12 protein-coding genes are annotated in these 12,875 nt (G+C 72.2%); 9 read left to right on the forward strand and 3 right to left on the reverse strand.

All coding sequences use genetic code 11. The features are described from left to right. Positions 1–4 precede the first annotated feature (4 nt). From uraD to ABD946_RS04455, 7 genes are all read left to right on the forward strand, one after another. Positions 5–508 (forward strand): 2-oxo-4-hydroxy-4-carboxy-5-ureidoimidazoline decarboxylase, encoded by a 504-nt coding sequence (uraD, locus tag ABD946_RS04425; protein ID WP_345280248.1) that lies wholly within the window; start codon positions 5–7, stop codon positions 506–508. A 48-nt stretch (positions 509–556) separates the two neighbouring features. Next, complete coding sequence (gene uraH, locus ABD946_RS04430) at positions 557–892, forward strand: hydroxyisourate hydrolase (RefSeq protein WP_345280250.1); 336 nt, start codon at positions 557–559, stop codon at positions 890–892. Between the two features lie 28 nt (positions 893–920). After that, positions 921–1,841 (forward strand): factor-independent urate hydroxylase, encoded by a 921-nt coding sequence (gene pucL / locus ABD946_RS04435; RefSeq protein ID WP_345280252.1) that lies wholly within the window; start codon positions 921–923, stop codon positions 1,839–1,841. 264 nt (positions 1,842–2,105) lie between these two features. Beyond that, the gene (locus ABD946_RS04440) at positions 2,106–3,566 is read left to right on the forward strand and encodes a nucleobase:cation symporter-2 family protein (protein ID WP_345280254.1); all 1,461 of its coding nucleotides are present in this window, start codon (positions 2,106–2,108) and stop codon (positions 3,564–3,566) included. Positions 3,567–3,628: 62 nt separating this feature from the next. After that, a complete protein-coding gene (locus ABD946_RS04445; RefSeq protein ID WP_345280256.1) occupies positions 3,629–5,011 on the forward strand; it encodes an 8-oxoguanine deaminase in 1,383 nt (460 codons plus the stop codon). Between the two features lie 1,026 nt (positions 5,012–6,037). Continuing rightward, positions 6,038–6,694, forward strand: a complete 657-nt coding sequence (locus tag ABD946_RS04450) for a histidine kinase dimerization/phospho-acceptor domain-containing protein (protein ID WP_345280312.1) — start codon at positions 6,038–6,040, stop codon at positions 6,692–6,694. Between the two features lie 4 nt (positions 6,695–6,698). Beyond that, positions 6,699–7,382, forward strand: coding sequence for a response regulator transcription factor (locus ABD946_RS04455; RefSeq protein ID WP_345280258.1), 684 nt, complete (start codon positions 6,699–6,701; stop codon positions 7,380–7,382). A 275-nt stretch (positions 7,383–7,657) separates the two neighbouring features. Here ABD946_RS04455 and ABD946_RS04460 read toward each other — a convergent pair whose 3' ends face one another. Continuing rightward, positions 7,658–7,975 (reverse strand): hypothetical protein, encoded by a 318-nt coding sequence (locus ABD946_RS04460; protein ID WP_345280260.1) that lies wholly within the window; start codon positions 7,973–7,975, stop codon positions 7,658–7,660. Between the two features lie 148 nt (positions 7,976–8,123). Here ABD946_RS04460 and ABD946_RS04465 point away from each other — a divergent pair, with 148 nt between their 5' ends. Continuing rightward, entirely contained in the window at positions 8,124–9,710 is a 1,587-nt protein-coding gene (locus tag ABD946_RS04465; protein ID WP_345280262.1) for an alpha/beta hydrolase family protein, read from the forward strand. A 45-nt stretch (positions 9,711–9,755) separates the two neighbouring features. Continuing rightward, positions 9,756–10,679, forward strand: coding sequence for a hypothetical protein (locus ABD946_RS04470; RefSeq protein ID WP_345280264.1), 924 nt, complete (start codon positions 9,756–9,758; stop codon positions 10,677–10,679). On the opposite strand, the gene ABD946_RS04475 is transcribed toward ABD946_RS04470, so the two are convergent. Further along, a complete protein-coding gene (locus tag ABD946_RS04475; RefSeq protein ID WP_345280266.1) occupies positions 10,657–11,043 on the reverse strand; it encodes an allophanate hydrolase-related protein in 387 nt (128 codons plus the stop codon). The two genes, ABD946_RS04470 and ABD946_RS04475, sit on opposite strands and share 23 nt — an antisense overlap. Positions 11,044–11,179: 136 nt before the next feature. After that, entirely contained in the window at positions 11,180–12,832 is a 1,653-nt protein-coding gene (aceB, locus tag ABD946_RS04480) for a malate synthase A (protein ID WP_345280267.1), read from the reverse strand. Positions 12,833–12,875: the final 43 nt, after the last annotated feature.

Below are 12,875 nucleotides of genomic sequence, written 5' to 3' on the forward strand. Positions count from 1 at the left end.
ACCCGTGACCAGCCCCATCGACGCTCTTGACGCTCTGGCGGCGGCCCCTGCCGCCGAGCTGACGGAGACCCTGCTGGAGATCTGCTCCAGCCCCAGCTGGGCCGCCCTCGTGGCGGACACCCGGCCGTGGTCCGACCGGGCCGAGCTGCTCGCCGCCAACGAGGCGGCGATGGCGAAGCTGACGGTCGAGGACCTGAACGACGCGATGGCCGGCCACGCCCGGATCGGCAAGCCCAAGACGGGCGACGCCACCTCCGAGCGGGAGCAGGCCGGCATCCGGGGAGTCGATTCCGCACTCCTCGACGAACTGCACGGGGCGAACGCCGCCTACGAGGCGAAGTTCGGCCACGTGTTCCTGATCTGCGCGACCGGCCGCACGGCCGACACCATGCTCACCGCGCTCCGCGAGCGCTTCCCGAACGACGCCGCCACCGAGGCGGAGATCGTCCGGGGCGAGCTGCGCAAGATCAACGACATCCGGATCAACCGACTGCTGGACGAGTCCTGAACTCCCGCCAGTACGTCAACTCCTGCCATCAGTAAGGTCATTCAACCCATGACTGGCATCTCCACGCACGTGCTCGACACCAGCCTCGGCCGCCCGGCCGAGGGCGTCCCGGTCGAGCTCGCACTGCACACCGAGGGTGGCTGGCAGGTGCTCGGCACCTCCGCCACGGACTCCGACGGCCGGGCCAAGGACCTGCCGGCCGTGGAGGCGGGCTCGGTCGTCCGGCTGCTCTTCGACACCTCCGCCTACTACGCGAAGAAGTCCGAGGAGCCGCCGTTCTTCCCCGAGGTCTCGATCGTCTTCACGGTCGCGCCCGCGCAGCACCACTACCACGTGCCGTTGCTGCTCAACCCGTTCGGATACTCGGTCTACCGCGGAAGCTAGTAGACCGCTGGAACCCTTAGGAGCCGTCATGGCCCACGTGCTCGGTCAGAACCAGTACGGCAAGGCGGAGAACCGCATCGTCCGGGTCTACCGTGACTCCACCCGTCACGAGATCAAGGACCTGAACGTCTCGGTCGCCCTGCGCGGCGAGTTCGACGACGTCCACCTCACCGGCTCGAACGCCAACTGCCTGCCCACCGACACCACCAAGAACACCGTGTACGCCTTCGCCAAGGAGTACGGCATCGAGTCCGCGGAGGCCTTCGGCATCCAGCTGGCCCGCCACTTCGTGGACAACACCGAGCGCGGCGTGGTGCACAGCGCCCGGATCCGGATCGAGGAGTACACCTGGGACCGGATCAAGACCCCGGACAACTCGGCCCGCTTCATCGGCTCCGAGGAGGTCGGCCACTCCTTCGTCCGCAACGGCGGCGAGGTGCGCACCAGTGAGATCGTCTACGACGGCACCACCGTGTCGGTGATCTCCGGCCTCAAGGACCTCACCGTCCTGAACTCCACCAACTCGGAGTTCTGGGGCTACATCAAGGACAAGTACACCACCCTCCAGGAGGCGTACGACCGGATCCTCGCCACCCAGGTGACGGCCCGGTGGAAGTACTCCTTCGACGGCACCGAGGGCTCGGCCGAGCCGAACTGGAACCGCTCGTACCAGCACGTCAAGCGCCACCTGCTGGAGGCGTTCGCCGAGACCTACTCCTACTCGCTGCAGCAGACCCTGCACGGGATGGGCACCCGGGTGCTGAACAACCGGGCCGAGGTGGACGAGGTCCGCCTGGAGCTCCCGAACAAGCACCACTTCCTGGTGGACCTCTCGCCCTTCGGCCTGAAGAACGAGAACGAGGTCTACTACGCCGCCGACCGGATGTACGGCCTGATCGAGGGCACCGTGCACCGCGAGGGCGTCACCCCGGTCATCCCGGTCGCCTGATCGCCGAGCTGAGGCACCGTCATGACCGTCGTCCAGCACCGCTGCACCCCCCGGCCGCACCCGGCCGGACGGTGCCGGACGGCCCGCTCCGCCCGCTCCACCTGTTTCTCCACCCCCACCTACCGGAGATCGTGCTCGCCTCGCGGCGGCCGGCCCGGGGAGCCGGAGGAACACCCCGAGGGACCCTTGCACCGCCGTCCCGCCCTCGGGCATTCTCCAGCGCCACGGGCACGCCGGGAGTCACGAGCACAAGAGGGGCTCGACATGGCACTCCCCAACACCCGAACCACTGACGGCGGTTCCACCCCGGAAGGACCCGAGCGGCCGGACGGAGCGTCACCGAACCTCCCCGACGACCCGGCCGGCCGCCCGGTCCACCCCGTGGACGAGCTACTGCCCACGGTGAAGCTCTTCACCACCGGACTCCAGCACGTCGCCGCGATGTACGCGGGTGTGGTCGCACCCCCGCTGATCGTCGGCGCCGGTGTGGGCCTGTCCCCCACCGAGCTCGCCCTGCTCATCTCGGCCAGCCTGTTCACCGCGGGCCTGGCCACCCTCCTCCAGACGCTGGGCGTCTGGAAGATCGGCGCACGGCTGCCGTTCGTGAACGGCGTCTCGTTCGCCGGCGTCGCACCGATGCTGGCCATCGCCAAGGAGCACGGCCCTCAGGACGCGCTCCCGGTGATCTTCGGCGCGGTGATCGTCGCGGGGATCCTGTGCTTCCTCGCGGCACCGTGGTTCTGCAAGCTCATCAGGTTCTTCCCACCGGTCGTCCAGGGCACCGTGATCACCCTCATCGGGGTGTCCCTGCTGCCGGTGGCGGTCAACTGGGCCCGCGGCGGCACCCCCGGTGCCCCCGGCTACGGCTCCGTGAAGGCCATCGGTCTCGCCGCGCTCACCCTCACCGCGGTGGTGCTCTGCAACAAGCTGCTCCGCGGCTTCTGGCAGCAGCTCTCGCTGCTGATCGGACTCGCGATCGGCACCGCGCTGGCCTTCCCCCTCGGGCTGGCCGACTTCGGGGCGGTCTCGGAGGCGAAGGTCTTCGCCCTGCCCTCCCCCTTCCACTTCGGCGCCCCGGTCTTCGAGGTCACCGCGATCGTCTCGATCTGCATCGTGATGATCGTCTCGATGACCGAGTCCACCGCCGACATGCTGGCCCTGGGCCGGATCGTCGAGCGCGAGGCGGACGAGCCCACCCTGGCCGCCGGCCTGCGGGCCGACGGGCTGGCCACCGCGATCAGCCCGGTCTTCAACGGCTTCGCGGCCAGCGCCTTCGCCCAGAACATCGGGCTGGTGGCACTGACCAACATCCGCAGCCGCTTCGTGGTCGCGGCCGGCGGCGGGATCCTGATCCTGCTCGGCCTCTTCCCGGTGCTCGGCTCGGTGGTCTCGCTGGTGCCCTCGCCGGTGCTCGGCGGCGCCGGGATCGTGCTCTTCGGCACGGTCGCGGCCAGCGGCATCCGGACCCTGGCCGAGGCGGGGATGCAGTCCAGCGCCAACACCATCCTGGTCTCGGTCTCGCTCGGGGTCGGCATCATCCCGATCGCCGCCCCGACCTTCTACGACGCCTTCCCGGAGGCCGTCCGCACGCTGATGCACTCCGGCATATCCGCCGGCTGCGTCCTGGCCGTCCTGCTCAACCTTCTCTTCCACCACGTCGGTGCGAACCGCCCTGCCCCGCAAGGAAGTCCGCACGGCGCGGCGTCAACGGCGACGCCGTCCTGAACGGTGCGGGGCGCACAGCGCTCACTGCGCGCCCCGCACCCTCCCCCCATAGGAGACACACCATGGCAGTCCAGCCCCCGCCCGCCGACCAGCGGATCGTGATCGAGAACGTCGCGATCGCGACGGTCGACGCCAACGACACCGAGTACGCCCGCGGCCACGTCGTGGTGCTCGGCAACAAGATCGAGTCGGTCGGTGCGGGCCCCGCCCCCGCGTGGCTGGACAACGTGGTGCGCCGGATCAACGGGGAGGGCCACCTGGTCACCCCGGGTCTGGTCAACACCCACCACCACTTCTACCAGTGGATCACCCGCGGCCTGGCCCAGGACAACATCCTCTTCGACTGGCTGGTCGCGCTCTACCCGACCTGGGCCCGGATCGACGACAAGCTGGTGCACGCGGCCGCCCAGGGCTCGACCGCCGCCCTGCTCAAGTCCGGCTGCACCACCGCCTCGGACCACCACTACGTCTTCCCGCAGGGCGGCGGCGACATCCTCGGCGCCTCGATCGAGGCCGTCCAGGAGCTCGGCATGCGCTTCACCGCGCTGCGCGGCTCGATGGACCGCTCGCAGAAGGACGGCGGCCTGCCGCCGGACCACGCGGTGGAGAAGACCGAGGACATCCTGATCGCCTCCGAGGCGGCCGTGGACAAGTGGCACGACTCCTCCTTCGGCTCGATGCTGCACGTGGCCATCGCGCCCTGTTCGCCCTTCTCGGTCTCCACCGAACTCCTCAAGCAGTCGGCCGAGTTGGCCCGCCGCAAGGGCGTGCGGCTGCACACCCACGGCTCGGAGACGGCCGAGGAGGAGGAGTTCTGCAAGCAGCTCTTCGGCATGGGCCCCACCGACTACTTCGAGTCCACCGGCTGGCTCGGCGAGGACGTCTGGATGGCGCACTGCGTCCACATGAACGACTCCGACATCGCCAAGTTCGCCGAGACCGGCACCGGTGTCGCGCACTGCCCGTCCTCCAACGCCCGTCTGGCGGCCGGCATCGCCCGCGTCCCGGACATGCTGCAGGCCGGCGTCCCGGTCGGCCTCGGCGTGGACGGCACCGCCTCCAACGAGTCCGGCGAGCTCGGCACCGAGCTGCGCAACGCGCTGCTGATCAACCGTCTGCACGGCAGCCCGAAGGCGCTCACCGCCCGCTCGGCGCTGCGCCTGGGCACCATGGGCGGCGCCCGGGTGCTGGGCCGTCAGAACGAGATCGGCTCCATCGAGGTCGGCAAGCTGGCCGACCTGGCGCTCTGGAAGATCGACGGCGTGATGCACTCCTCGATCGCCGACCCGGTGGCCGCCCTCACCTTCGGCGCCCTGCCCCCGCTGGCCCTGCTGCTGGTCAACGGCAACCCGGTGGTCGAGAAGGGCCTGCTCACCACGGTGAACGAGGACAGGATCGCGCAGAACGCGGCCCGCGCCGCCCGCGAGCTGGCCTCGCGCGGCTGATCCCCCCCTCAACTCCGGGACCGCGTCAGGGACGGCGCGGCACCCGGATCCACCCCTCGGGGTGGAGGCGGCCCCGGACTCACGGCGAGAGTCCGGGGCCGTCCCGTACCCCCACGTTGCCACCGCACGGCGGGCCGTGCCAGGCTGACGGCCGTTCGAACGAGGCGGGAGGGGACCGGTGCGACTGCTCCGCATGCTCCCGATCCGCCTACGGGCAGCGCTGGCCGCGGCCCTGGCCACCGCCGTGGTGCTCGGCGTGGGTCACCTGGTGGGTCGGCGAGCAGAGCTACCGGGCCGGCCTGCCCCCCGCGAAGCTGACCGCGCTCAAGGACGCCGACGCGCTGGACGACGCGGTGCCGGCCCTCGACCGGGACCGGACCCTGCAGTGGAAGTACCCCCAGACCTCCTACCTGCTGATGCTGGCCGACGGCAGCTGGGCGCTTCACCACGCGGTGCTCGGCGATATCGACGCGCTCCGCCCGGCACTGCACCCGATGCCGCCGGCCGTCGACCCGAACGACCCGGCCGGCACCGTTCTGTTGAAGGGCCGCAGCGACGAGGTCGAGCTGCGGGTGCCGGCCGGCGTCCTGCTGACCATGCCGAACAGCCCGGGTGCGGACCTGGTCGGCCGGGACGTGGTCTTCCAGCGGCGCACCGGCCAGGTCTGGGACGCCGCGGCCCTCGAGACGCTGACCGGCCGCAAGGGCCTCCCCGCCCAGCAGGTCACCACCTTCGTCCTGGTGAACGACAACGCCGCCCGGGAGGACGCGGCCGCGGTCACCACCGCGCTGCTCCGCTACGTGCTGCCGCTCGGCTCGCTGTTCGTGGCGCTGGTCGCCTGGCTGGTGGTGGGCTTCGCGCTCCGGCCGGTCGAGGCGATCCGCCGTCAGATGGCCCGGATCGGCGGCGGCGACCTGCACGAACGGGTGCCCGTCCCCGCCGTCCCGGGACCAGATCGGCCGCCTCGCCGTCACCACCAACGAGACCCTGGACCGGCTGGCGGACGCGCTGGCCGAGCAGCGCCGGCTGGTCGCCGACGCCTCGCACGAACTGCGCACCCCGGTCGCGGTGCTGCGCGGCTCGCTGGACGTGGCCCTGGCCCACCCCGAGCGGGCCGACTGGCCGTCGGTGGCCCGCACCGCGGTGGCCGGAGCCGAACGACTGGAGCGGCTCACCGCCGATCTCCTGCTGCTGCACCGGGTCGACGGCCAGGCCGTCACCGACCGGCTCACCCCGCTGCACGACCTGATCACCGAGCAGCTAGCCGAGCGGGCCCTGCTCGGCGGGCGCCCGGCCACAGTGCTCGCCCTGGACGAACTCCTGCTCCCCGCCGACGAGTTGCTGCTCGGGCGGCTGTTGGGGAACCTGCTGGACAACGCCGAGCGGTACGCCGCCTCGCGGATCACGCTGTCCCTGCGGGTCACCGACGGCACGGCCGAGCTGACGGTGGCCGACGACGGCCCCCGGGATCGCCGAGGCCGACCGGGAACGGGTCTTCGAACGCTTCGTCAGACTGGACGAGTCGCGCGACCGTCAGCACGGCGGCTCCGGGCTCGGCCTGGCCCTGGTCCGCGGCATCGCCGAGGGCCTGGGCGGGACGGCCTCCGCCGTGGCCCCCGCCACCGGCCGGGGCGCCGAGCTGGTGGTCAGCCTCCCCGTCCCGGGGGCTGTCTCCTAGGCTGACCGGATGCGACTGCTGTTGGTGGAGGACGAGGAGGAGCTGGCCCACTCCCTGAGCCGGGGCCTGCGGGCCGAGGGCTACGCGGTGGACGTGGTCGGCGACGGCCTGGAGGGCCTGGCCTTGGCCGAGAGCGGCGGGTACGCGGCCGTGGTGCTGGACCTGATGCTGCCCGGGCTGAACGGCTTCCGGATCTGCCGACGGCTGCGCGAACGGGGCTCCACCGTCCCGGTGCTGATCCTGACCGCGAAGAACGGCGAGTACGACGAGGCCGAGGCGCTGGACAGCGGGGCGGACGACTTCCTCGGCAAGCCCTTCTCCTACGTGGTGCTGACCGCCCGGCTACGGGCGCTGATCCGCCGGGGCGCGGCCGGCCGCCCCGCCGTCCTGACGGTCGGTGACCTGACGGTGGATCCGGCCACCCGTCGCTGCCGGGTCGGTGGAGCCGAACTGCACTTCACCACCAAGGAGTTCGGCGTGCTGGAGTGTCTGGCCCACCGGGCCGGGCTGGCGGTGCCGAAGACCGAGATCCTGGACGCGGTCTGGGACCACGCCTTCCGGGGCGACCTGAACATCGTCGAGGTGTACGTGGCCGCGCTGCGCCGCAAGCTGCTGGCCGCCGGGGCCCGCTGCGGGATCGACACCGTCCGGGGCGTCGGCTACCGGCTGGCCGAGCGCCGGGAACTCCATTGACAACTCCCCCACCCTGACCCAGAGTTCCAGCACGGCGAGCTCCGGGGGTGCGGCATGGGCGGCGGGGTGGACCACGACTATCCGACCGACGTGGACGAGGGCGGGGTCACCGAACTCGTGGTGCACGGGGTCGGCGGCTCCGGGCCGGCCCGAGGTGGCTGGACGATCCGGAGGCCCGGCAGGTCACCGGCTCCAAGCTGGCCGGGATCTGGCGCGGGCGGGACGCCCGGCCGTCCGGGCGGCACCGCGAGGTGTACTCCTGGGGCGGGCTGACCTCACGCTCCTGGGCCACCGCGCTCTGGTTCCTGCTGCTGCCCTTCGCCTTCGTCAACACGGCCGGCTGGATGGCCCACGGCGGGCCGCGCCAGGTCCGGTTCCAGCAGGCCATGGTGCGGATCATCGCGCTCTGCGTCACCGCCACCTACCTGCTGTTCCTCACCCACGTGCTGGTCGACCAGGCCGCCTGGCAGTGCCTGGCGGTCGCCAACTGCCGCGCCCAGCCGTTCTGGCACGCCCTCCAACTCCAGGACCGCCCCTACGTCGCGGTCGCGGTGGCCGCGCTGCTGCCCGCCCTGCTGGTGCTGCTGCTGCACGTCGGCACCAGCCCCAACCGGCGCTGGGAGGCCGGGGGACGGCACCGGCGGAGAGAACGACCGCCCCGCCCACCGGGACCTGGCCCGTGCCGAACTCACCGACCCCGGCTTCTGGGAGGGCGGCGCCTACTCCACCCGCCACCGCACGGTGCACACCTGCTCGGCCCTGCTGCTGCTCACCCTGGTGGTGCTGCGCACCGCGCGCACCGGCGGCCGGGCCACCGGGCTGCTGACCGCCCTCGAACTGCTCACCGTACTGGGCCTGTTGCTGTTCGCCGCCGCAGCGCTCGGCGACCGCCCCAGGGCCTGGCTGGCCGGCGGCCGGATCTCCCGGCGGGTGGCCTGCGCCTCCACCACCGTGCTGCTGGGCGCCGCGATGCTGCTCTGCGCCGTCCAGCCGAGCTCACGCCGGGAGGGCGCGGCCGGGGTGAGCGGGGCCGCGATCGGCACCCCGGACCTGCTGGAACTCTTCAACCTGCTGCTGTTGGTGCTCTACGCCGCCGGAGCGGCGATGCTGTTCTGCGCCTGGTGGGCCAAGCGCTCCGCCGGGCAGCGCGGCCTGCCCCGGCTGCCGCCCTCCTTCACCACCGTGGCGGTCAGCAGCGGCCTGCTGTTCGCCATCTGGTCGGGCGTGGCGCTCTCCGCCGCGCACTGGCTCAGCCCGCCCGGGGAGAAGGGCGCGGCGGCCGTGACGCAGGTCCAGATCCTGCCCGGCTCCGAGGTGCTGGCCCGGTACAGCATCGACGGGATGGTGCTGCTGACGGCCTGGTTCGGCCTGGTCTGGTTCTGGCACCGGCTGCGCCACCCGGTGGGCCTGGACGACGAGTTGGACCTCTGGGAGCAGCGCGGCCCCGCCCTCCGGCTGCGCGCCCCGGCGCCGCACCCGGAGAGCCCGCGCGGGCTCTGGCTGGCCGAGGTGCTGCGACGCAAGCGCAACGGCGAGCTGCTGCTGCGCCGGATGGAGGGCCTGACCTCCGGCGCGGCCGTCCTGCTCGGAGCCTCGGCGATCGCCTTCGGCATCAGCTACGGACTGGCCTGGACCGGCGGCCCCAAGCCGGATCCCACCCGGATCTGGACCGGCCTGCCCGCGCCCAGCGCGGCGCTGGCCGGGACCATCCTGGTGCTCGGGCCGGTGCTGCTGCTCCTCTGGTCCGTCAGTCCCTGGCCGACCAGAACACCCGCCGGGTGGTCGGCATCGTCTGGGACGTCGCCACCTTCTGGCCGCGGGCCTTCCACCCGTACGCGCCGCCCAGCTACGCGGAGCAGGCGGTGCCCCCAACTCGCCGAGCGGGTAAGGCACCTGACCTCGCGGGGCGGGTCGGTGGTGCTGCTCGGGCACAGCCAGGGCGCGGTGATCGTCACCGCCACGGTGGCCCGGCTGGCCGGCACCGCGCCGGAGACCGGCGCCCGCCTGTCCGTGGTCACCTACGGCAAACCCCGTGCCCCGGCTCTACCGCCGGTGGTTCCCCCGCCACCTGGCCGACGCCGCGACCGCCGCCCGGCTGACCCGCTTCCCCACCCCGCCCACCTGGGCCAACTTCCACCGCGCCACCGACCCCTTCGGTGGCCAGCCCCTCACCACCCCCGGCATCACCGACGTCTGGCTCCCCGACCCGCCCACCGCCGAAACGCCGCCCCGGCAGCGACCTCCCCGTCATCCGGGGCCACCACCACCGCGGCTACGTCCGCCAGTCCGAGTTCGCCACCCACCTCGACGACGAGACCACCCGTCTGACCGGCCCCTGACGGGCTGTCGGCGGGCGGCGGTAGCCTGCGGCGCGTGAAGCACACCACCCGTGTCCTCAAGGACGTCATCCACGTGTACGACCTCGCCGGCGGGCCCGGCGAGCTGGTCCCGGTCGCCCGCTTCCTGCCGGTGGCCGGTGACGAGCCGATCTCGACCTCGGTCACCTCGGACCTGGGGCGGGCCTGCTACACCACCCTGAACGCCGTGGTGTGCGTCTCGGCCGACGGCACCGAGCTCTGGCGCCACCTGCTGGAGCCGCACTCCACCAGCCCGTACGGCCACCGGCCGGACTGCGCGTACTCCCCCGACGGCCGGACGGTCTGGGTCTACCGGCCCGACGCGATGGCCGACCGTGGCCTGCTGGACCACTGGGAGGTGCTGGACGCCGCGACCGGCGAGCGGCTCGACGCCGTGGAGCTGGGCACCGTCGGCCACGGCGGCTCGCAGTACTTCCACCCCACCGACGGCCACGTCCTGCTGGAGCTCGGCGAGGGCCAGGACGGCGTGGCCACCTTCCGGGCCCGGCTGCTGGGCGGCCGGCTGGAGGTGTTCCAGTACCCGTGGCACGACCGCTGCCTGATCGAGCTGTCGCCCGACGGCACCCAGTTCATGACGGTGGATCACAGCCAGACCGACGTGACCTTCCACCGCTACCCGGGCGGCGAGGAGCTGCTCACCCTGACCGTCGACGCCTTCGAGCCCGACCGCGAGGAGGGCGTCGTGGAGTGGAACGGGGGCTACCTGACCGACTCCACCGCGGTGGTCACGATCATGGGCGAGGACGAGGAGACGGAGGAGGAGTGGCACCGGGACCACCTGGTCGACCTGGCCACCGGTGCCGTCACCCCGTTCGCCTCCGGGAGCGCGGACTCCTACGACATCACCCCGCTCGGCGACGGCAGCTGGCTGCTGGCCGGGCCGGACGGTCACCCGGTCAGGCGGTGCGGCCCAGCGTAGCGAGGTAGGCGCGCCAGCCGCCGAAGCCGGTGATCTCCTGGTGCACGCCGCGCTCCAGCTGGCCGCGGGCCAGCAGCATCGAGAGGCAGGCCGAGCCGTCGGCCAACTCGATGACGCCGAGCTCCAGTTCGGCGGGCTCGCCGGGGAGGATGACGTCGCGCAGGTGCGCCAGGTCGACGTCGTACAGCTCGCCCTCGATGGCGGTCTCCACCGTCGGGTCGGCGAGCAGGCCGGGGCACTCGTCCCGGATCGAGAAGAAGCGGTATCCCGGGGCGGTGCTGACCGGGCCGAGCAGCGCGTCGGCCACCGAGGCGTGGAACGGGCCGCCGACCATGGCCTGGCCGTTGAAGAAGATGCGCGCCATGTGCGTGAAGTTCCTTCCGTGACAAGGCCGTACGGCCACCCGCTTCCGAGGGTGGCCGTACGGTTCGTACTAATCGGCGCGGCCAGTGCTCCAGCACGGCAGGCGGCAGGGCGGCCGCGCCTCGCTAGATTGGTGGTCAGTCGAGCAGCGGCAGCGCGGGCAGGGTGAGGAAGTCGACGAACTCCTCGGCCAGCGAGACCTGTTCGAACAGCCGGGCGGCCTCGGCCCAGCGCCCACCGGCGTACGCGGCCTCGCCCAGCTCGACCTTCAGCGCGTCCAGTTCCTCGGCCACCAGCCGGCGGACCAGCTCGGCGCTGGCCTTCTCGCCGGTGTCGGCGAGGACCACGTCGTTGCGGATCCACTGCCAGATCTGCGAACGGGAGATCTCGGCGGTGGCGGCGTCCTCCATCATGTTGAAGATGCCGACCGCGCCGAGCCCGCGCAGCCAGGCCTCGATGTAGCGGACGCCGACCTGGACGGCGTTGTGCAGTCCGGCCTCGGTGCAGCTGCCGCCCGCACCGGCGATGTCCAGCAGCTGAGCGGCCGTCACCGGCTCGGCCGGGCCGGGGTTCTCCTTCTGGTTCGGCCGCTCGCCGAGCACCGCGTCGAAGGAGGCCCGGGCGACCGGGACCAGGTCGGGGTGGGCGACCCAGGAGCCGTCGAAGCCGTTGCCGGCCTCGCGGTCCTTGTCGGCCTTGACCTTGGCCAGCGCGGCGGCGTTGACCTCGGGGTCGCGGCGGGAGGGGATGAAGGCGGCCATGCCGCCGATCGCGTGGGCGCCGCGCTTGTGGCAGGTCTGCACCAGCAGGCGGGTGTAGGCGGCCATGAACGGGGCTGCCATGGTGACCGAGTTCCGGTCCGGGAGGATGTAGTGCTCCCCGGCGTCCCGGAAGTTCTTCACGATGGAGAACAGGTAGTCCCACCGGCCGGCGTTCAACCCGGCGGCGTGGTCGCGGAGTTCGTAGAGGATCTCGTCCATCTCGAACGCGGCGGTGATGGTCTCGATCAGCACCGTGGCGCGGATGGTGCCGTGCGGGATGCCGAGCGCGGCCTGCGCGTGGGTGAAGACCTCGTTCCAGAGCCGGGCTTCCAGGTGGCTCTCGGTCTTCGGCAGGTAGAAGTACGGGCCCGAGTTCGGGTCCGCCTCGCCCTTGGCGATCAGCCGGGCCGCGTTGTGGAAGAAGTACAGGCCGAAGTCGAAGAGGCCGCCGGAGACCGGCGCGCCGTCGACCAGCAGGTGGGTCTCGTCCAGGTGCCAGCCGCGGGGGCGGACCACGACGGTGGCCAGCTCGGCGGCGGGCTTGAGGGCGTAGGACTTGCCGGCCTCGGTGGTGAAGTCGATCCGGCCCTCGTAGGCGTCGATCAGGTTGACCTGACCGCTGACCACGTTCTCCCAAGTGGGGGCGGTGGCGTCCTCGAAGTCGGCGAGCCAGACCTTGGCACCCGAGTTGAGCGCGTTGATGACCATCTTGCGGTCCGTCGGGCCGGTGATCTCGACCCGGCGGTCCTGGAGCGCGCGGGGAGCGGGGGCGACCTTCCAGTCACCGGCGCGGACCTCGGCGGTCTCCGGGAGGAAGTCGAGGGTGCCCGCGGCCGCGATCTCGGCGCGCCGGGCCTTGCGGCGGGCCAGCAGTTCCTGCCGGCGGCCTTCGAAGGCGCGGTGGAGGCCGACCACGAAGGAGACGGCCTCGGGAGTGAGCACCTCCTCGCTGCGGGGGACGCGCGGACCGGCGACAGTGACGACCGGAGCGGCGGAGGGGGCGCCGACGGGGTCCTGGTCTGCAGCCATGGGCAGAACACTCCTTGGACAGTTGAGCCAGCAGGGAGGCTCC

The sequence above is a fragment of the Kitasatospora albolonga genome (assembly GCF_039535905.1).
In the GTDB taxonomy this organism is placed as follows: Bacteria; Actinomycetota; Actinomycetes; order Streptomycetales; family Streptomycetaceae; genus Kitasatospora; species Kitasatospora albolonga.